This window comes from Primorskyibacter flagellatus, from assembly GCF_014638275.1.
Lineage (GTDB): Bacteria > Pseudomonadota > Alphaproteobacteria > Rhodobacterales > Rhodobacteraceae > Pseudooceanicola > Pseudooceanicola flagellatus_A.
The window spans coordinates 610,542-629,574 of the sequence record NZ_BMFJ01000002.1 but is presented as its reverse complement, the minus strand read 5'-3'; the positions used below and the strand labels follow the sequence as shown (position 1 = coordinate 629,574).

General features: G+C 65.1%; 17 protein-coding genes. 12 read left to right on the top strand and 5 right to left on the bottom strand.

All coding sequences use genetic code 11. The features are described from left to right. Nucleotides 1-37: 37 nt before the first annotated feature. Nucleotides 38-787, top strand: coding sequence for a RadC family protein (radC, locus tag IEV87_RS17395; RefSeq protein ID WP_188479081.1), 750 nt, complete (start codon nt 38-40; stop codon nt 785-787). Nucleotides 788-856: 69 nt separating this feature from the next. On the opposite strand, the gene IEV87_RS17390 is transcribed toward radC, so the two are convergent. After that, complete coding sequence (locus IEV87_RS17390; protein ID WP_188479080.1) at nt 857-1,780, bottom strand: DMT family transporter; 924 nt, start codon at nt 1,778-1,780, stop codon at nt 857-859. A 148-nt stretch (nt 1,781-1,928) separates the two neighbouring features. Beyond that, a complete protein-coding gene (locus IEV87_RS17385; RefSeq protein WP_188479079.1) occupies nt 1,929-3,323 on the bottom strand; it encodes an aspartate aminotransferase family protein in 1,395 nt (464 codons plus the stop codon). Nucleotides 3,324-3,459: 136 nt separating this feature from the next. On the opposite strand from IEV87_RS17385, the gene IEV87_RS17380 reads away from it, so the two are divergent. Genes IEV87_RS17380 through IEV87_RS17360 form a run of 5 tightly spaced genes read left to right on the top strand, consistent with a single transcriptional unit; the run spans nt 3,460 to nt 8,769 of the window. Continuing rightward, complete coding sequence (locus IEV87_RS17380; RefSeq protein ID WP_188479078.1) at nt 3,460-4,548, top strand: polyamine ABC transporter substrate-binding protein; 1,089 nt, start codon at nt 3,460-3,462, stop codon at nt 4,546-4,548. Nucleotides 4,549-4,604: 56 nt separating this feature from the next. Then, the gene (locus tag IEV87_RS17375) at nt 4,605-5,726 is read left to right on the top strand and encodes an ABC transporter ATP-binding protein (RefSeq protein ID WP_188479077.1); all 1,122 of its coding nucleotides are present in this window, start codon (nt 4,605-4,607) and stop codon (nt 5,724-5,726) included. Nucleotides 5,727-5,741: 15 nt separating this feature from the next. Beyond that, on the top strand, nt 5,742-6,632 hold the full coding sequence (locus tag IEV87_RS17370; RefSeq protein ID WP_188479076.1) for an ABC transporter permease subunit: 891 nt from the start codon (nt 5,742-5,744) through the stop codon (nt 6,630-6,632). Beyond that, entirely contained in the window at nt 6,629-7,444 is an 816-nt protein-coding gene (locus tag IEV87_RS17365; RefSeq protein WP_188479075.1) for an ABC transporter permease, read from the top strand. The genes IEV87_RS17370 and IEV87_RS17365 overlap by 4 nt, the downstream gene beginning before the upstream one ends. Beyond that, entirely contained in the window at nt 7,441-8,769 is a 1,329-nt protein-coding gene (locus IEV87_RS17360; protein ID WP_188479074.1) for an NAD(P)/FAD-dependent oxidoreductase, read from the top strand. Before IEV87_RS17365 ends, IEV87_RS17360 begins: the two co-directional genes overlap by 4 nt. Before the next feature lie 14 nt (nt 8,770-8,783). On the opposite strand, the gene IEV87_RS17355 is transcribed toward IEV87_RS17360, so the two are convergent. From IEV87_RS17355 to IEV87_RS17345, 3 genes are read right to left on the bottom strand one after another with little or no spacing between them, the layout of a single operon-like run. After that, complete coding sequence (locus IEV87_RS17355; protein ID WP_188479073.1) at nt 8,784-9,446, bottom strand: GntR family transcriptional regulator; 663 nt, start codon at nt 9,444-9,446, stop codon at nt 8,784-8,786. Then, nucleotides 9,447-10,607, bottom strand: a complete 1,161-nt coding sequence (gene argE, locus IEV87_RS17350; protein WP_188479072.1) for an acetylornithine deacetylase — start codon at nt 10,605-10,607, stop codon at nt 9,447-9,449. After that, nucleotides 10,604-11,788 (bottom strand): M24 family metallopeptidase, encoded by a 1,185-nt coding sequence (locus IEV87_RS17345; protein ID WP_188479071.1) that lies wholly within the window; start codon nt 11,786-11,788, stop codon nt 10,604-10,606. Before IEV87_RS17345 ends, argE begins: the two co-directional genes overlap by 4 nt. Nucleotides 11,789-12,195: 407 nt before the next feature. Here IEV87_RS17345 and IEV87_RS17340 point away from each other — a divergent pair, with 407 nt between their 5' ends. The 6 genes from IEV87_RS17340 to IEV87_RS17315 all read left to right on the top strand — a co-directional run bounded on the left by IEV87_RS17340 (nt 12,196) and on the right by IEV87_RS17315 (nt 18,924). Next, nucleotides 12,196-13,296 (top strand): ABC transporter ATP-binding protein, encoded by a 1,101-nt coding sequence (locus IEV87_RS17340; protein WP_188479070.1) that lies wholly within the window; start codon nt 12,196-12,198, stop codon nt 13,294-13,296. A 129-nt stretch (nt 13,297-13,425) separates the two neighbouring features. After that, nucleotides 13,426-14,532, top strand: coding sequence for an extracellular solute-binding protein (locus IEV87_RS17335; RefSeq protein ID WP_188479069.1), 1,107 nt, complete (start codon nt 13,426-13,428; stop codon nt 14,530-14,532). Between the two features lie 66 nt (nt 14,533-14,598). Further along, nucleotides 14,599-15,696, top strand: a complete 1,098-nt coding sequence (locus IEV87_RS17330; protein ID WP_188479068.1) for an extracellular solute-binding protein — start codon at nt 14,599-14,601, stop codon at nt 15,694-15,696. 114 nt (nt 15,697-15,810) lie between these two features. After that, nucleotides 15,811-16,098, top strand: a complete 288-nt coding sequence (locus IEV87_RS17325; RefSeq protein ID WP_188479067.1) for a DUF1330 domain-containing protein — start codon at nt 15,811-15,813, stop codon at nt 16,096-16,098. Nucleotide 16,099: 1 nt separating this feature from the next. Further along, nucleotides 16,100-17,704 (top strand): ABC transporter permease, encoded by a 1,605-nt coding sequence (locus IEV87_RS17320; protein WP_188479066.1) that lies wholly within the window; start codon nt 16,100-16,102, stop codon nt 17,702-17,704. Nucleotides 17,705-17,709: 5 nt separating this feature from the next. Beyond that, a complete protein-coding gene (locus IEV87_RS17315; protein ID WP_373284065.1) occupies nt 17,710-18,924 on the top strand; it encodes an ABC transporter permease in 1,215 nt (404 codons plus the stop codon). Nucleotides 18,925-19,033: the final 109 nt, after the last annotated feature.

Below are 19,033 nucleotides of genomic sequence, written 5' to 3'. Positions count from 1 at the left end.
AACCCGACCTTAACCTCTCCACGGCCAAACTCGGCGCATGCCGCGTCCGTCCCAGCTCTCCGAATCCCCACTTCCGCTGTTCAACGGGGCGCCTGTCGCGGCGGCGACGAAGGTTCCGTCCTACATCGGCGATCACCGTGCCCGCCTGCGGGAGCGGTTCCTGTCCGGCGGGGCGGATGCGATGCCGGATTACGAACTGCTGGAAATGGTCCTGTTCCGCGCCAATGCCCGGCGCGACATGAAACCCCTGGGGCGCAAGCTGCTGGACACCTTCGGGTCCTTCAATGGCGTCATCACCGCGTCACGGGCCGATCTGCTCAGGGTCGATGGCGTCGGCCTCTCCCTCGTGACCGAACTCAAGCTGATAGAGGCCGCGGCGCAGCGAATGCTGCGGAACCGGGTCATCAACAAGCCGGTGCTCAGCTCCTGGCAGGCGCTGCTGGACTATTGCCAGACCGCGATGGCGCACCGGGATACGGAGCAGTTCCGCATCCTGTTCCTCGACCGGAAGAACCTGCTGGTCGCGGACGAACCGCAGGCGCAGGGAACGGTCGATCACGTCCCCGTCTACCCGCGCGAAGTGGTGAAGCGGGCACTGGAACTGAACGCTTCCGCCATCATCCTCGTGCATAATCATCCCTCGGGCGACCCGACCCCGTCGGAGTCCGACATCACGATGACCCGCCAGATCGTCGAGGCGGCGGAGGTCATGGGCGTCACCGTGCACGACCACCTCGTGATCGGGAAGGGCGACAGCTTCAGTTTCCGCTCCAACGGGCTGTTCTGATCCATCCCGGCTTCATCTTGCCGGAAATATCCCGGGGGGTGCCCGAAGGGCGGGGGGCAGCGCCCCCCTTCATCCGTGCGGCAGTTTCGCCTGCCGGGCCTTGTCGCGCTGGATGCCAAGCTGGCGTTCGCGCAGGATGATGATGAGCCCGGCAAAGACGATCAGCGTCGCGCCAAGCAGCATCTGCAGGGTCGGCACCTCTTCGAAGATGAAATAGCCGATCAGGATCGCGAAGAGCATGGAGGCATAGTCGAACGGCGCCACGAGGCTCGCATCGGCAAAGCGGTAGCTGGAGGTCAGGAAAATCTGCCCGACCCCGCCGATCAGCCCGGCGCAGACCAGCATCGCAGCCTGCGCGGGGGTGGGCAGGACCCATCCGAAAGGCAGGGTCAGCAGCGCCATGCCGGTGGAGGTGCAGGAGAACCAGAAGACGATGGCCGAGACCTGCTCCGTCTGCACCATCTTGCGGATGAAGATCTGCGCGAGCGCCCCGCAGACCGCGCCGAGGATGACGATGAGCGCGCCGACGGCCTCCATCGTCCTGACCGTATCGCCGCCAAGCGAGGTGACGCGGGGGGCAAGCACGATCAGCACCCCGATCAGGCCAAGCGCCACCGCGCCGATGCGGAAGACGCCGACGCGTTCGTTCAGGAACATGGCGGCGAAGACCACCACCAGCAGCGGCATCGCGTATCCAAGCGCCGTGACCTCGGGCAGCGGCAGGAAGGCGAGCCCGGCGAACATGGAGCCCATGGCCATGGTCCCGATGAAGCCGCGCCAGACGTGATCCATCGGGTTCTCGACCCTGAGCCCGGTGCGGAGATCGCCGCGCACCGCCAGCCAGGCGAGGATGATCGGCAGCGCGCAGAAAGAACGGAAAAACACCGCTTCGCCGGGCGGTACCTCGCCAGACACCGCCTTGATGAGCGAGGTCATGGTGATGAAGCACATCACCGCGATCAGCTTGAAGAAGATGCCGCGGAGCGGTTGCATGGGGGGTCCTGTCCTGGTCCGGGCGACGATGGCGGTCCGGGCGGGTGAGGTCAATCGCGGGGGCGGCGTTGCGCGGGCGCGGGGCCGCCCCGGACCGCAGCAGGCGGCACCCTGACGTCGGGTGCAGTATTGCGGGTTGGCAGGCGGGTTAACCCGCCACCCAGAGACCGGCGTCCTTCACCGCCTTCATGCCCTCGTCCAGCGACTGCCAGGCGCGTTCGATCAGCAGGTCGATGTCGGGTTTCGAGATCACCAGCGGCGGCGACACGATCATCCGGTCGTAGACGTGGCGCATGATGAGGTTGTTCGCGAAGCAGCGTTCCCGCGTCATGTAACCGACCGTGCCCGCATCTGCCGCGAAGGGGGCGCGGGCGGATTTGTCGGGCGTCAGGGCGATGGATCCCATCATGCCGATCATCTTCGCTTCGCCGACCATCGGATGATCGGCGAGCGTGGCGAATTTTTCCTGCAGGTAGGGGCCGGTGTCCTCGCGCACCTTCTCGACGATCTTCTCCTCTTCGAGGATGCGGAGGTTCTCCAGCGCCACGGCGCAGGCGACCGGGTGGCCGGAATAGGTGTAGCCGTGGTTGAATTCGGTCGCGCCGATCACCTCGGCCACCTTGTCCGACACTATGGATCCGCCGATCGGCACGTAGCCCGACGACAGGCCCTTGGCCACGGTCATGATGTCCGGCGTCAGGTTCAGCGTCTGCGATCCGAACCAGTTGCCGGTGCGTCCGAAGCCGCAGATCACCTCGTCCGCGATGAACAGGATGTCGCGTTCGCGGCAGATGCGCATGACCTCGGGCCAGTAGGTATCCGGCGCGATGATGACCCCGCCCGCGCCCTGCACGGGTTCGGCGATGAAGGCGGCGACGCGGTCCTCGCCCAGTTCGTCGATCTTGGCTTCAAGCTGGCGGGCGCGTTCGAGGCCGAATTCCTCGGGCGAGAGATCCCCGCCCTCGGCCCACCAGTGCGGCTGGTCGATATGTTCGATGCCGGGAATCGGCAGGCCGCCCTGGGAATGGATGCCCTTCATCCCGCCAAGCGATCCGGACCCGACCGAAGACCCGTGGTAGGCGTTCCAGCGCGAGATCACGATGGACTTCTCGGGCTTGCCCATCTGTTCCCAGTAGGTGCGCACCATGCGGAGGTTGGTGTCGTTCGCCTCGGACCCGGACCCGGCATAGAAGACGTGGTTCAGGTCGCCCGGCGCCAGTTCGGCCAGCTTGGCCGACAGGGCGATGGCGGGCACGTGGGTGGTCTGAAAGAAGGTGTTGTAATAGGGCAATTCGCGGATCTGGCGGGCGGCGACCTGGGCGAGCTCTTCGCGCCCGTAGCCGATGTTCACGCACCACAGCCCCGCCATCGCGTCGAGAATCTCCTGCCCTTCGCTGTCCTTCAGACGCACGCCGGAGGCCGAGGTAATGACCCGCGCCCCGACCTTCGCCAGATCCGACTGAGTGGAAAACGGGTGCATGTGATGGGCCGCGTCCAGCGCCTGAAGCTCGGCCGTGGGCAGGTGGTTGGTGATCTGCTGCATGAAATTCTCCCGTTTCGCGGATTTGTGGCGACGCTACGCCCGCGCCGCGGAAAACGCCATATTGCAACGCGGCGAATTTGTTGCTTGGATCAAAGGCCAAGGACGCTAACTGAAAGTTGTCCATCGGGAGACACTCATGAAGAAGACACTCATTTCCATGACCGCCGTGATGGCACTCGGTTCGGCCGCCGTCGCCGAGGAGGTCCATGTCTACAACTGGTCCGACTACATCGACGAGGAACTGCTCGCCAAGTTCGAAGAAGAGACCGGGATCGACCTGATCTACGACGTCTTCGACTCCAACGAACTGCTGGAAACCAAGATGCTCGCCGGCGGGTCCGGCTATGACGTGGTGGTGCCGACCGGCACCTTCCTGCAGCGCCAGATCATCGCCGGGTCGTTCCAGAAGCTCGACATGTCCAAGCTGCCGAACGCGGGCAACCTCTGGGACGTGATCCAGAAGCGGACCGACGTCTACGATCCCGCGGGCGAGTATTCGATCAACTACATGTGGGGCACCACCGGGATCGGCGCGAACGTCGGCAAGGTGAAGGAGATCCTCGGCGAGGATGCGGAGCTGAACTCGCTCTCCCTGATCTTCGATCCCGAGAAGGCCCAGAAGCTGTCCGCCTGCGGCATCCACCTGCTGGACGCGCCGACGGAGGTGATCCCCGCCGCGCTGACCTACGCCGGCTGGGAAGGCGGCCCGGACGATCATTCCGACGCGGCGCTGGCCAAGGCGGAAGAGGTCATCATGGCCATCCGTCCCTACATCCAGAAGTTCCATTCGTCCGAACTGATCAACGCGCTGGCGAATGGCGACATCTGCCTGGCTCTCGGCTGGTCGGGTGACATCCTCCAGGCCCGCGACCGCGCCGCCGAGGCCGCCAACGGGGTCGAGGTGACCTACGAGGTGCCGAAGGAAGGCGCGCTGATGTGGTTCGACCAGATGGCGATCCCCGTCGACGCCCCGAACCCGGACGCGGCGCACAAGTTCCTGAACTTCATCATGGACCCCGAGAACATGGCGGCGGCGTCGAACTACGTCTACTACGCCAACGGCAACAAGGCGTCGCAGGAGTTCCTGAACGAGGACGTGATCGGCGACACCGCGATCTATCCGGACGAGGCCACGCTCGAGAACCTCTACACCGTGACGCCGTTCGAAGGCGGAGAGCAACGCTCGCTCACACGGCTCTGGACCAAGATCAAGTCCGGCACCTGATCTGATACCGGCCCGCGCGACACCCCGCGCGGGCCTCCTTCATTGCCCGAGTTCGCATGCCTCAGAAAGTCTTTGCCCCCTGGGACGATCCGGCTGAAAAGCCGTTGATCCAGTTCCGGAACGTCACCAAGCGGTTCGGCGATTTTACCGCCATCGACAATATCAACCTCGACATCTACACGCGGGAATTCTTTGCCCTGCTCGGCCCCTCGGGCTGCGGCAAGACCACGCTGATGCGGATGCTCGCGGGGTTCGAGACCCCGACGGAGGGCACGATCCTGCTGTCGGGTCAGGACATCGGCCCGGTGCCGCCGAACCAGCGCGCAGTCAACATGATGTTCCAGAGCTACGCGCTGTTCCCGCACCTGTCGGTCTGGGAAAACATCGCCTTCGGCCTGAAGCGCGAGGGCAAGGACAAGGCGACGATCGAGACCCGGGTGCACGAGATGCTCAAGCTCACGCGGCTTGAGAAATTCGCCCGCCGCAAGCCGCACCAGATTTCCGGCGGCCAGCGTCAGCGGGTGGCGCTGGCGCGGTCGCTCGCCAAGGCGCCGAAGCTGCTGCTTCTGGATGAACCGCTCGGCGCGCTCGACAAGAAACTGCGGGAAGAGACGCAGTTCGAACTGATGGACATCCAGGAGAAGACCGGCACCACCTTCGTCATCGTCACCCACGATCAGGAAGAGGCGATGACCGTCGCCTCCCGCGTCGCCGTGATGGACGAGGGCGAACTGATGCAGGTCGCCACCCCCGACCGGATCTACGAAGCCCCGAATTCCGTCTATGTCGCGGATTTCATCGGCGACGTGAACATCATCGAAGGCCGCGCGCATCAGGCCGGCGACAAGCTGCAGATCGACTGGGCGGAAGGACAGCCGGCGCTGTTTGCCCAGACCGACAAGAACTTCGATATGGGCCAGACCTGCTACATCGCGATCCGGCCCGAGAAGGTGGCGATTTCGGCCGAACGCCCACAGGGGGCGAACGTGCTGCAGGGCAAGGTGCTGGACATCGCCTATCTCGGCAACCTCTCCACCTATCACGTGCAGCTGCCGACGGGCCATGTGGTGAAGGCGCAGCAGGCGAACACGCGGCGGATCTCGCGACGGGAATTCACCTGGGAAGACGACGTCTGGGTCAGCTGGTCGGAAACGGCGGGCGTGGTGCTGGACAAATGAGGGGCGAAGCCTGACATGCGCCGCGCCATCCTCATCGCCATTCCCTATGTCTGGCTGCTGGTCCTGTTCCTGATCCCCTTCGTGATCGTCATCAAGATCTCGCTCTCGGACACGGCGCTGGCCCGTCCGCCCTATTTCCCGCAATGGGACTGGTCGCTTGGCTGGCAGGGGATAAAGGACTTCTTCCGCGAACTGGATTTCGAGAACTTCGTCTTCCTCACCACGGACAGCCTCTACTGGAAGGCCTATCTCTCCTCCGTCAAGATCGCGGTCATCTCCACCCTATTGACGCTGCTGGTCGGCTTCCCGATCGCCTACGGCATGGCCCGCGCGCCCGAGGAATGGCGCCCGACGCTGATGATGCTGGTGATCCTGCCGTTCTGGACCTCGTTCCTGATCCGGGTCTATTCCTGGATGGGTATCCTGTCGCAGGGCGGGCTGCTGAACAGCCTGCTGCTGAGCCTCGGGATCATCAGCGAACCGCTCATCATCCTGAACACCGACATCGCGGTCTATATCGGCATCACCTACACCTACCTGCCCTTCATGATCCTGCCGGTCTACGCCGCGCTGGAAAAACTTGACGGATCCCTGCTCGAAGCGGCCGAGGATCTCGGCTGCTCGCGCACCTCCGCCTTCTGGCTGGTGACGCTGCCACTGTCGAAACAGGGGGTGATCGCGGGCTGCTTCCTCGTCTTCATCCCGGCCATGGGCGAATTCGTGATCCCCTCGCTTCTCGGCGGATCGCAAACCCTGATGATCGGCAAGGTGCTGTACGAGGAGTTCTTCTCCAACCGCGACTGGCCGGTGGCCTCCGCCGTCGCCGTGGTGCTGCTGCTGATCCTCGTGATCCCGATCGTGCTGTTCCAGCGGAACGAGCAGAAGCAGCGGGAGGCCGAGGGATGAGACGTTTCTCCGCCTTCAACGTGGTCTCGCTCACGCTTGGCTTCGCCTTCCTCTACCTGCCGATGATCATTCTGGTGATCTACTCCTTCAACGCGTCCAAGCTGGTGACGGTCTGGGCGGGCTTCTCAACCAAGTGGTACGGCGAACTGATGAGGAACGAGGCCTTCCTCGACGCCGCGCTGGTGACGCTGAAGGTGGCGGTCATGACCTCCACTCTCGCCACGGTGCTCGGCACCTGCGCGGCCTATGTGCTGGTGCGCATCCACCGCTTCCCGGGGCGCACGCTCTTCTCCGGCATGATCTACGCGCCGCTGGTCATGCCCGACGTGATCCTCGGCCTGTCGCTGCTGCTGCTGTTCATCGGGGTGAACATCGACCGGGGCATCCTGACCATCGTGCTGGCGCATACGACCTTCGCCATGTGCTACGTGTCGGTCGTGGTTTCCTCCCGCCTCGTCGCCTTCGACCAGTCGCTGGAAGAGGCCGCGCTCGACCTCGGCGCAACCCCGTTCCAGACCTTCCGCCTTGTCACCCTGCCGATCATCGCGCCTGCCGTGATCTCGGGCTGGCTGCTGGCCTTCACCCTGTCGCTCGACGATCTGGTGATCGCATCCTTCACCGCCGGGCCGTCCTCCACCACCCTGCCGATGAAGATCTTCTCCGCCGTGCGGCTTGGCGTCTCGCCCGAGATCAACGCGCTGTCGACCATCATGATCGGCATCGTCACGGTCGGCGTCATCACCGCCTCGCTCATGTCAAAACGGGCGGCCGTGCAGCGGCTGAAGGAAGAGCAGACCGCCGAACGATCATGAAGCACATCTACGCCGACTACGCCTACACGCGCGACCCGATCGCCGCGTGCCACTGGGCCGGTGCTGTGCCGGACTCAGCTCTGGAATGCCCGTCGGCCAAGGGCACGATCCGCACCGATACCGTCATCGTCGGCGCGGGCTTCACCGGGCTGAACGCCGCGCTGCACCTTGCCGAGGACGGGGTGGACGTCACCCTGCTGGACGCCCAGTTTCCGGCCTTCGGTGCCTCGGGGCGGAATGGCGGCTTCTGCTGTCTCGGCGGCACCCGCGCAACGGATGCGGAGCTTGACCGCAGGGGCGGCGCGAAAGAGGTCCGTCGCGCCGAACGGGCCGCCATCGACCATGTCTCCGCGTTGCTGAGCCGGCTGGAGATCGACGCCGACCGGCAGGACCACGGCGAATCCATCGTCGCCCATTCCCTTGCCATGGCCCGGCACCTGCCCGCGATGGCCGAGGAGATGGGTCGCGACTACGACACCGAACCGACTGTCATCAACGGCGCCGATATGGCCGCGCATGGCATGGCGGGGCACTGGCACGGCGCGCTGTCGGTGCCGCTCGGCTTTTCGCTGCATCCCCGGAAATACGCGATTGGTCTGCTCAGGGCCGCTGTTTCGGCGGGCGCAAAGGTCCACGGCCTCTCTCCCGCCCTGCGGATCGACCACAGCACCCGCATCCGCGTCACCACCCCCGACGCGGTGGTCGAGGCCGACCGCCTGATCCTCGCCACCAACGGCTATACCGCCGAAGACATCCCCGCATGGATTCGCGGCCGCACCCTTCCGGCGCAAAGCTCCGTGCTCGCCACCCGGCCCCTGACCCCGGAAGAACTGGCGGCGCAGGGCTGGACCACGCACCAGATGGCTTACGAGGACCGCCGCCTGCTGCACTACTTTCACCTGACGCCGGACAACGTGATGGTCTTCGGCCAGCGCGGCGGGCTGATCGCCTCGGTGGGGAACGATACCCGCGCGCTGACCCGGATGAAACACGACTTCGCCCGCGCTTTCCCGCACTGGGCCCATGTGGGGACGCCGTCGCACTGGTCGGGGTTTGTCTGCCTGACCGCGTCTCTCACCCCCTACTGCGGGCCCATTCCGACGATCCCCGGCGCCTTCGCCGCCTTCGGCTACCATGGCAACGGTGTGGCCATGGGCAGCTACCTGGGCATGCTGCTCGCCGATCTCTCGCAGGGCAAGCCGCTCCGCGCGCCCCTGCCGGAGGCCTTCCGCCGCGAACCCCCGCGCTTCCCCCTCGGCCCGCTGCGCCGCGCCTGGCTGGCAGCCGAATATGGCTGGGCCCGTCTGACCGACCGCGCCGCCTGATCTTTCGCCTTGCGCTAAGTATCCTGGGGGGAGGCGCGCAGCGCCGGGGGGCAAAGCCCCCCGTCCCCGGTCAGCAGCCTCTGCCGGCACATGGAGATATGCGCCCGCCGGATCAGCGCCGCCGCGCGGGTGTCGCCGGCGCGCAGGGCGCGGGCGGATTCGGTCATTTCGGACAGGAAGATCGCGATTTCCTCGGACAGGTCCAGCTCCGGCACCCGGTGCAGCCAGATGCGGGCGGTGCGGTAATACAGCCGCTCGGACACGTCGCGCAGGGGGGCGTTCGCGGTGAACCGAAGGCCGAACGCGAAGAAGTCCATGTTCAGCCGGGCAAAGGTCCTTGCCTCCGGCGCTCTGCGCAGCGCCTCTCCCCGCGACAGGAACGTGTCGAGATCCGCCAGATCCTTCGCCCCCGGCGGAACCGGGTCGAGCCGTCCGACAAGGTCGGCCAGTTCCTCGCGCAGGGCGTAGGTGCGCGCCATCTCCTCCATGTCGAGGTCGGTGACGATGGTGCCGACGCCGTGGCGGGAGGTCAGCAGCCCCTCGTCCTCCAGCCGCGCCAGCACGCGGCGAAGCGGGGTGCGGGAGGTTCCGAATTCGGCGGCCAGCTCCACCTCTGACAGCCGTGTGCCGGGCGGGTAGTCGAGCAGGCAGATCCGGTCGCGCAGCGTATCGTACATTCAGGCGGCGATCTGGTCGGCAAGACCGTGCAGCATCTTCAGGCACTGGGACAGCTGGTCCAGCTCTATGAACTCGTCCGGGCGATGCGCCTGCGCGATGGAGCCTGGGCCGCAGATCACGGCGGACATGCCGATCTGCTGGAACAGCCCCGCTTCTGTACCAAAGCTCACCAGATCTGTGCCGTTGGCGCCGGTCAGCCGGGCGACGAGGTCGCGGGCGGCGTTGTCGTCCATCGGCTCCAGCCCCGCGACCTCTCCGATCACCTGCGTCACCACATCCGCACCGGGGTGGACGCGCCGCATGGCGGGCAGCAGGTCGCGTGCGATATACGCCTCGATCTCGCCCTTCACGAAGTCGCGGTCGCTGTCCTGAACGGGCCGCATTTCCCAGTCCACCTCGGCGACGCCGGGGATGACGTTGTGCACATGCCCGCCGGTCAGGCGGCCGATGTTGATCGTGCTCCACGGCGGTTCAAAGGCCGACCCCGGCGGGGCGCGGTGTCGCAGGTGGTCGCGCAGTTCCAGCAGGCGCGAGACATAGCGCACCGCATATTCCACCGCGTTGACCCCCAGTTCGGGGCGGCTGCCATGTCCCTCTAGCCCGGTGAAGCGCGTGGTGTATTCGCAGCAGCCCTTGTGGCCTTCGATGATCCGCATCTCCGTCGGTTCGCCGATGATCGCCAGCGCGGGGCGGGTGGCGTGGTCCTTCAGGATGTCGGACAGGTTGCGTGCGCCAAGGCAGCCGACCTCCTCGTCATGGGTGAAGGCAAAGGTGACGGGGCGGCGCAGCGGGGTGGCGGCGAAACGCGGCGCCATGGCGACACAGGCCGCGATGAAACCCTTCATGTCGCAGGTGCCACGCCCGAACAGCCTGCCCCCGTCCTCGCGCATCACGAAGGGGTCCGAGGTCCAATCCTGATCTTCAACCGGCACCACGTCGGAATGACCCGACAGCATGATGCCCCCCGGCTCCTCCGGCCCGATCCGGGCGAGCAGGTTGGCCTTGGTCCCGGTCTCGTCCGCCTGCACCTCCACCTCCGCCCCCAGGTCGGAGAGACGGTTGGCCAGCAGCGCGATCATCTCGAGATTGCTGTCGGCGGAGACGGTCGGCAGGGCGATCAGCTCTCCCAGCAGGTCTTTGGTGGCAGTCAGGTCGGTCATTTCTTGATGAACATCTCGCGCGGGCGGTTGCAGAAGCATTCGGCGGGGCCGTTTTCGGTGATCCGGATCGACTCGGTGATCTCGAGCCCCCAGTTCGACATCCAGAGGCCGGGCATGAAGTGGAAGGTCATGTCGGGTTCCAGCACCGTCTCATCCTCGGCCCGCAGGGAAATCGTCCGCTCGCCCCAGTCCGGCGGATAGCTCAGCCCGATCGGATAGCCGCAGCGCGCGCCGCGGGTGATCCCGGCGGCCTCGAGCGGGGCGGCCAGAGCATTCGCCACGTCGCAGGCGCGGTTGCCGGGGCGGGCCATCTCAAGCCCCGCTTCCAGCCCTTCGACCAGCGCGGCCTCGGCGTGTTTAAACAGGTCGGGCGGTTCGCCAAGGAAGACGGTGCGGCAGAAGGGGACGTGATAGCGGCGATAACAGCCCGATATTTCAAAGAACGTCGCCTCGTTCTCCTGAAACGCCCGACCGTCCCAGGTCAGGTGCGGCGCGGCGGCGTCGGTGCCCGAGGGCAGCAGCGGCACGATCGCGGCATAGTCGCCCCAGGCATCGTCCACGCCGAGGATCGCGTCGCGCATGATCTCGGCCACGACGACGTTCTTCGGCACGCCCGGCTCGACCCTCTCAAGCCAGCCGTCGACGATCTTCTCGCTGATCCGCGCGGCCTTGCGCATGAAGGCCAGTTCCTCGCCCGACTTGACGGTCCGGCACCAGTTCACCAGCGCGGTGGCGTCGTGGAAATAGGCGTCGGGCAGTTCGTGGCGCAGGACGGCGTGGGCCTTGGCGGAATAATAGTAGTTCTCCATCTCCACCCCGATCCGCGCGGTCGCAACCCCCATGGCGCGCAGCTGCGCGGCAAGGTCCTGCATCGGGTGGCGTTCGGTGGACTGGACGAAATGGTCTGCATAGCCATAGCAGCGGCTGTCCTCCATCCAGACCGTTCTGACCGCCCCGTTGCGGTCCTGGCTGCGGCCCCACCACCACGGGTCGCGGTCAAGGAACACGACAACCCCCTGATGGACGTAAAAGCTCCACCCGTCATAGCCGGTCAGCCAGGCCATGTTGGACGGGTCGGTCACGCAGAGCACCTCGATCCCCTTCGCCTCCATGGCGGCGCGGGTCTTGGCCAGGCGGCGGTCGTATTCGGCGGCTGTGAAGGGCAGGGATTTGTGAATCATGGCGGGTCCGTCCGGTCCTGGGGTCTCTGGTCCTGCATGGCAAGTTGTGCACAACTCTGCCGGTCCAAAAGCGAACCCGACCAGTCGTTTTTCGGAAACATGTAATTTTTTGCCGGGACGGGGCGTGCGGATGCCCAGATCGTGTACAACTGGCCCGGCAACGGGGCGTCGCGACTCGGGTCGAAGGCGGCATGAAGGCTCCGCACGATGCGCTTACGTTTCGTTAACCTTTCACACTTAAAACGTGAAATCCGTTCTCCGCGGCCTATTTGGACAGCCATCGGCGCGGAAAATGGTCGCAACTGATCAAGAATCTGCCGCCTTCCGGTTGCAACCCCGTGCTTGCGTGGGGTTTACTGAAGACAGAACAGCGGCAAAAGCCGCGGCAATACAACGGGGAGCCCTTCGTGGCTGACATGACCAACGGCGATGCGTTCGTGGAGTTCGAACGCGTCCAGAAAAGCTATGATGGCGAGACTCTCGTCGTCAAAGACCTGAACCTGTCCCTGCCGAAGGGCGAATTCCTGACAATGCTCGGTCCCTCGGGGTCCGGGAAAACCACCTGCCTGATGATGCTGGCCGGGTTCGAAACCGCGACCCATGGCGAAATCAAGCTGGCGGGCAAGCCGATCAACAACATCCCGCCGCACAAGCGGGGTATCGGGATGGTGTTCCAGAACTACGCGCTGTTCCCGCACATGACGGTGGCCGAGAACCTGTCCTTCCCGCTGGAAGTGCGGCGGATGGGCAAGTCGGACCGCGAGGCGAAGGTGAAGCGCGCGCTCGACATGGTGCAGATGGGGGCCTTCGGAGGGCGCCGTCCGGCGCAGCTTTCGGGCGGCCAGCAGCAGCGCATCGCGCTGGCCCGCGCGCTGGTGTTCGAACCGGAGCTGGTGCTGATGGACGAACCGCTCGGCGCGCTCGACAAGCAGCTGCGCGAACACATGCAGTTCGAGATTACCTCGATCGCGCACAACCTCGGCATCACGACGGTCTACGTCACCCACGACCAGACCGAGGCGCTGACCATGTCCGACCGCGTCGCAGTGTTCGACGACGGGCGGATCCAGCAGCTCGCCCCGCCGGACGAGCTGTACGAGAGCCCGCAGAACAGCTTCGTCGCGCAGTTCATCGGTGAGAACAACACGCTCGAGGGCACGGTCAAGGAGATCAGCGGCGACACCTGCACCGTGCAGCTTGCCGACGGGTCGGTGATCGACGCCAAGCCGGTGAACGTGTCCGCGGTCGGTGACAAGACCCTCGTGTCGATCCGGCCCGAGCGGGTCGAGATGAACAAGGAACGCCTGTCTCCCGATGCACATACGCTGAAGGCCGAGGTGCTGGAATTCATCTACATGGGCGACATCTTCCGCACCCGCCTGCGGGTCGCCGGGGTGGACGACTTCGTCATCAAGACCCGGAACGCGCCGGACCAGCGGCGTCTGCAGAAGGGCGAACAGATCGAGATCGGCTGGCTGGCCGAGGACTGCCGCGCGCTGGACGCGTGAGCCACAAGTTTCCATTCGTGCGCCCCCCGCAGGGGGTTGGCGCGGACCCTGCTGCCCCGACCGTCCTGCCCGTGACGCGAGGTGTCAGGTATCCCAACCACGGGTTTCGGTGAGAAGGAAAACCATCGGATGAAAACCACTGCTTCTGTCCTGGCGCTTGCCGCCGTCGCCTTCACGGGCGTCGCGGCCTCGGCCCAGGACATGGCCAACGAGATGACGATCGTCAGCTGGGGTGGCGCATATCAGAAGTCGCAGTTGAAGGCCTATGTGGAACCCTACGTGGCCGCACATCCCGAAGTGAAAGTGGTCTGGGACGAAAGCTCTGCCGAAGCCGTGGCAAAGCTCCGGGCCATGAACGAAGCCAACAACATCACCTGGGACCTGGTCGATGTCGAAGCCGCCGATGCCATCCGTCTGTGCGACGAAGGGCTGGCGAAGGAAATCGACTTCGACGGCGAACTGGCGGCGGGGGACGACGGATCCTCGGCCACGGACGATTTCGGCGAGTCCATCGTGTCCGACTGCTTCATTCCGCAGATCGTGTTCTCCACCACCGTGGGCTACCGCACCGACCTGGTCGGCGACACGCCTCCGTCCGACATCTGCGCGATCTTCGATCTTGAGAAATATCCGGGCAAGCGTTCGCTGAACAAGCGCCCGCTGGCCAATGTCGAATGGGCGCTGCTCTGCGACGGCGTGGCGAAAGAGGACATCTACGAGGTTCTCGCCACCCCCGAGGGGCAGGATCAGGCGCTGGCCAAGCTGGGTACCATCAAGGACCAGGTGGTCTGGTGGACCGCCGGGGCCGACACGCCGCAGCTTCTTGCTGACGGTGAAGTCGTCATGGGGTCGACCTACAACGGGCGTCTCTTCTCGGCCATCGCGGAACAAAACCAGCCGATCGGTATGCTCTGGGACGCCCAGATGCTGGACTTCGACGGCTGGATCGTGCCCGAGGGGCTCGATGCGCCGCGTCTGGCCCGCGTGATGGACTTCCTCAAGTTCGCCACCGACAGCCAGCGTCTGGCCGATCAGGCGAAATGGATCAGCTATGGCCCGGCGCGTGCGTCCTCGGCCTCGCTGGTCAGCACCCATGCCGATCTCGGGATCGAGATGGCTCCGCATATGCCGACCGATCCGGCCAATGCGAAGAACGTGTTCGTGACCCAGTATGAATTCTGGGCCGACTACCGCGACGATATCGACGCGAAATTCCAGGCCTGGCTGGCGCAGTAACGCGGCAAGGCGAGCCTGGCTCAAGGGCGGAGGAAGCCCCTCCGCCCCCAAACTAGGGAGACTAGAATGACCAACAGAGCAACCCTTCTGGCCAGCGCGGCGCTTGTCGCGACGGCCGGCATGGCCTCGGCGGAAAGCCACATGGCAAGCGACATGACGCTTGTTTCGTGGGGCGGCGCCTACCAGAACAGCCAGCAGAAGGCCTATGTTGAGCCGTATCAGGCGAACAACCCGGGCGTGAATGTCGTCTGGGACGAATCCTCGGCCGAGGCGGTGGCAAAGCTGCGCGCCATGAACGAGGCGGACAACATCACCTGGGACCTTGTCGATGTGGTGGCGGCGGATGCGATCCGTCTCTGCGACGAGGGTCTGGCGATGGAAATCGACTTTGACGAGATGCTGGCCGACGGCGACGACGGCTCCAAGGCATCCGACGATTTCGGCGACATGCTGGTGAGCGACTGCTACATCCCGCAGATCGTCTATTCCACGACCTTCGGCTACCGCACCGACATGGTGCCCGAAGGTGCCGACGCGCCGGACGAGATCTGCGACGTCTTCGACCTGGAAACCTATCCGGGCAAGCGCGCGCTGGAAAAGCGTCCGATCAACAACATGGAGTGGGCGCTGCTGTGTGACGGCGTGGCCAAGGAAGAGGTCTACGACGTCCTCGCCACCCCCGAGGGGCAGGACAAGGCGCTCGCCAAGCTCGACACCATCAAGGATCAGGTGATCTGGTGGTCGGCCGGTGCGGATACCCCGCAGCTGCTGGCGGATGGCGAGATCTTCATGGGCTCCACCTACAACGGGCGTCTCTATTCGGTGATCGAAGAGCAGAACCAGCCCGTCGCCATGATGTGGGACGCGCAGGTCTTCGACCTTGATGGCTGGATCATCCCGACCGGCCTCTCCGAAGAGCGTCTGGCGCGGGTGATGGACTTTGTGAAGTTCGCGACCGACACGCAGCGTCTGGCGGATCAGGCCAAGTACATCTCCTACGGTCCGGCGCGGGCGTCGTCCGCTCCGAAGGTGCCGGAGGACATGAAGATGCACATGCCGACCGATCCGGCGAACGCCGGGAACACGTTCCTCTACAACTACGAGTTCTGGGCTGACTACCGCGACGACATCGACGCCAAGTTCCAGGCGTGGCTGGCGCAGTAATGCCATTGGTGGGGTGAAACCCATCCTGCGGTCCGGGGCACATGTCCCGGACCAACCCAAGATCGTAGGGCGGGCTTCGACCCGCCACCACGGCGACAACCAACGGGGACGGACATGCCGAAAGGCTACATCATTGGCCATATCACGGTGAAAGACCCTGAGGCCTACAAGGAATACGTGGTCCGGGACACGCCGATCCTGGAAGGCTACGGCGGGCGGTTCGTCGTCCGAGGCGGAGCCTCGGAAGCGCCGGAAGGTCCGATGAAGGACCGCCACGTGGTGATCGAGTTCCCGAGCTTCGAGGACGCGAAACGCGCCTACCATTCCCCCGAATACCAGGAGGTGGTGAAGATCCGTCACGCCACCGCCGAAAGCGACATCATCCTCGTGGAGGGCGTGTGACATGACCGACCAGACCGCAGGAACCGCCCCCGCCGGGCTGTCCCCCGACGAAGCCCGCCGCGCCGATGCCGCGCATACCGGGCCGATGCTGGCGGCCGACGGCACGCCGCTGAAGAAATCCCTCGCCCGCGCGCTACGCCGGCAGAAGCTGCGTGCGCTGGCGCTGATCGCGCCGCTGCTGATCTTCGTGCTGGTCACCTTTGTGGTGCCGATCGGGGACATGCTGCTGCGGTCGGTCCAGAACGGGATCGTCGCGGACACCCTGCCTGAAACGGTCGAGACCCTGTCCGACTGGGATCACGACGGCACCGCGCTGCCGGGCGACGACGTCTGGACGGCGTTCTACATCGACATGTGGTTCGCCGTGGAACGCAAGGAGCACACGCGGCTCGGCACCCGGCTGAACTATGAGCTGACGGGCATGTCGTCGATGTTCCGCAAGACCGGGCGGCAGGTCGACCGGTTCGACACCGATGTCTACGGCGAGCAGTTCGTCGCGCTGGACCCGAGCTGGGGCCAGCCGCAGAGCTGGGCCGCCATGCTGGACGGTCCCGCCGCCGACGCCCTGCCGCTGACCGCGCGGACGTGGGAGCGGTGGAAGGATTTCAACGCCGAAGAGGGCGACAAGGTGCTGGAGGAGGACATCCCGGATTTCCTCTTTACCGCGCTGTACCACGACCTGACCCACGGGGCGGAGGTCGAGGGGGTCTCTGACAGGCTGAGCGCCGCGAAGGCGGCGGCGGCGGAGTTCGAACCGGTGGACCTGTCGGCGCAGTTCGCCGATGCGGACGAGGACTTGGGGAACATCGACGTCTGGAAGACGCTGCAGCTTTATTCGCCGCGCGTGACTTCGGGCTATTTCGCCAACTCCGTCGACATGCAGCTGACCCCCGACGGGATCGAGGCGCGGCCGGAGAACCAGCAGATCTACGGCATCCTGTTCAAGCGCACGCTGTTCATGTCGCTGGTCATCACCGGGTCCTGCATCCTGCTGGCCTATCCGGTGGCCTGGCTGCTGTCGAACCTGCCGATGCGCACGGCGAACCTGCTGATGATCCTGGTGCTGCTGCCTTTCTGGACCTCGCTTCTGGTGCGGACGAGCGCGTGGAAGGTGATGCTGCAACAGCAGGGGGTGATCAACGACGTTCTTGTCTGGCTGGGTCTGGTCGCGGATGACGCGCGACTGACGATGATCAACAACCAGTTCGGCACCATCGTGGCGATGACGCATATCCTGCTGCCGTTCATGATCCTGCCGATGTATTCGGTGATGTCGACGATCCCGCCCAGCTACCTGCGCGCGGCGAAATCCCTTGGCGCGACCAACTGGACGGCGTTCTGGCGGGTCTACTTTCCGCAGTCCGTGCCGGGGATCGGGGCGGGGAGCATCCTCGTCTTCATCCTCGCCATCGGCTACTACATCACACCGGAAATCGTGGGCGGGAACACGGGGACGTTCATTTCCAACCGGATCGCCTACCACATCTCGTCGTCGCTCAACTGGGGTCTCGCGGCCGCGCTTGGCACGATCCTGCTGGCGGTGGTGCTGGTGCTCTACTGGGCCTACGACAAGATCGTCGGCATCGATAACGTGAAGCTGGGGTAAGGGACATGAGCGAACTTGTGATCAAGACGGGCCGTCCGCCGATGAACTTCACGCTGCTGATGGTCGGGGGTTTCGGTCTGATCCTCGGGTTCCTGACCGGCAACGTGGTCGGTGCGCCGCTGATCGGGCTGGTGCTGGGCGCGGCGGTCGGGGCGGGGCTGGGCTATGTGCTCAACACCATGGTGCCGAAGAAGGCCGTCGGGAGATGGGCGGTGATCGGAGCCTTCGCACTGGTCGGGCTGGTCTTCGGCGGGTTCGGCGGCGCGGTCGGGGGGGCGCTGATCGGCGCGGTGCTCGGCTGGTTCGCCTACTGGGTCGGGCGGGGGCGCTACCGCGACGGGGTACCGCTGTACTACACGCCGGGGCAGACGCTGTGGTGGAACAGCTTCCTGTTTATCTGCGGGGCGATCTTCGTCTTCCTCATCACGCCGATCCTCGTGGTGCTGCCGCTGTCCTTCAACGCGGAGGATTTCTTCACCTTCACCCCGGAGATGCTGCGGCTGGATCCGGAGGGCTATTCGCTGAAGCACTACCGCGACTTCTTCCAGACCTCGGACTGGCAGCTGGCGCTGAAAAACTCCCTCATCATCGCGCCGATCGCGACGGTGATCTCGGTCTCGCTCGGCACGCTGGCGGCCATCGGGCTGAGCCAGAGCCACGTGCCGTTCAAGCGGCCGATCATGGCGGTGCTGATTTCCCCGATGATCGTGCCGCTCATCATCTCGGCCACGGGGATGTTCTTCTTCTACTCCACGCTCGGGAATTTCCTCGAGGATTCGGTCGGGCTGTCCAAGAGCTTTGTCGGATATGTGAAGGTGATCCTGGCCCATGCGGTTCTGGGCATTCCCTTCGTCATCATCACGGTGACGGCCACGCTGGTCGGGTTCGACCGGTCGCTGACGCGGGCGGCGGCGAACATGGGGGCGGATCCGGTGACGACCTTCTTCCGGGTGCAGATGCCACTGATCCTGCCCGGCGTGATCTCGGGCGGGCTGTTCGCCTTCATCACGTCGTTCGACGAGGTGGTGGTGGTGCTGTTCGTCGGATCGGCCGCTCAGAAGACGCTGCCGTGGCAGATGTTCATCGGGCTGAGGGAGCAGATCTCACCGACGATCCTCGCCGTGGCGACGATCCTGGTGTGTATTTCCATCGCGCTGCTGGCGACGCTGGAGATCCTGCGGCGGCGGTCGGAGCGGCTGAGGGGGATGTCGCCGGGCTGACGCCCGGGCGGGGGCGCTGCCCCCGGGCCCCCGGAGTATTTCCGGCAAGATGAAGACGGTAACGGCCGCGATCCATGGGGACGCGGCCGTTTTCCTGCTGGCGGACGAG

What these genes read in the sequence shown, in the direction of transcription:
- IEV87_RS17365 (WP_188479075.1), top strand. Translation starts at nt 6,629, where the DNA reads ATGAGACGTTTCTCCGCCTTCAACGTGGTCTCGCTCACGCTTGGCTTC.
- IEV87_RS17385 (WP_188479079.1), bottom strand. Translation starts at nt 3,323, where the DNA reads ATGCAGCAGATCACCAACCACCTGCCCACGGCCGAGCTTCAGGCGCTG.
- radC (WP_188479081.1), top strand. Translation starts at nt 38, where the DNA reads ATGCCGCGTCCGTCCCAGCTCTCCGAATCCCCACTTCCGCTGTTCAAC.
- IEV87_RS17325 (WP_188479067.1), top strand. Translation starts at nt 15,811, where the DNA reads ATGCCGAAAGGCTACATCATTGGCCATATCACGGTGAAAGACCCTGAG.
- IEV87_RS17390 (WP_188479080.1), bottom strand. Translation starts at nt 1,780, where the DNA reads ATGCAACCGCTCCGCGGCATCTTCTTCAAGCTGATCGCGGTGATGTGC.
- IEV87_RS17375 (WP_188479077.1), top strand. Translation starts at nt 4,605, where the DNA reads ATGCCTCAGAAAGTCTTTGCCCCCTGGGACGATCCGGCTGAAAAGCCG.
- IEV87_RS17335 (WP_188479069.1), top strand. Translation starts at nt 13,426, where the DNA reads ATGAAAACCACTGCTTCTGTCCTGGCGCTTGCCGCCGTCGCCTTCACG.
- IEV87_RS17330 (WP_188479068.1), top strand. Translation starts at nt 14,599, where the DNA reads ATGACCAACAGAGCAACCCTTCTGGCCAGCGCGGCGCTTGTCGCGACG.
- IEV87_RS17370 (WP_188479076.1), top strand. Translation starts at nt 5,742, where the DNA reads ATGCGCCGCGCCATCCTCATCGCCATTCCCTATGTCTGGCTGCTGGTC.
- IEV87_RS17380 (WP_188479078.1), top strand. Translation starts at nt 3,460, where the DNA reads ATGAAGAAGACACTCATTTCCATGACCGCCGTGATGGCACTCGGTTCG.
- IEV87_RS17355 (WP_188479073.1), bottom strand. Translation starts at nt 9,446, where the DNA reads ATGTACGATACGCTGCGCGACCGGATCTGCCTGCTCGACTACCCGCCC.
- IEV87_RS17320 (WP_188479066.1), top strand. Translation starts at nt 16,100, where the DNA reads ATGACCGACCAGACCGCAGGAACCGCCCCCGCCGGGCTGTCCCCCGAC.
- IEV87_RS17345 (WP_188479071.1), bottom strand. Translation starts at nt 11,788, where the DNA reads ATGATTCACAAATCCCTGCCCTTCACAGCCGCCGAATACGACCGCCGC.
- IEV87_RS17315 (WP_373284065.1), top strand. Translation starts at nt 17,710, where the DNA reads ATGAGCGAACTTGTGATCAAGACGGGCCGTCCGCCGATGAACTTCACG.
- IEV87_RS17360 (WP_188479074.1), top strand. Translation starts at nt 7,441, where the DNA reads ATGAAGCACATCTACGCCGACTACGCCTACACGCGCGACCCGATCGCC.
- argE (WP_188479072.1), bottom strand. Translation starts at nt 10,607, where the DNA reads ATGACCGACCTGACTGCCACCAAAGACCTGCTGGGAGAGCTGATCGCC.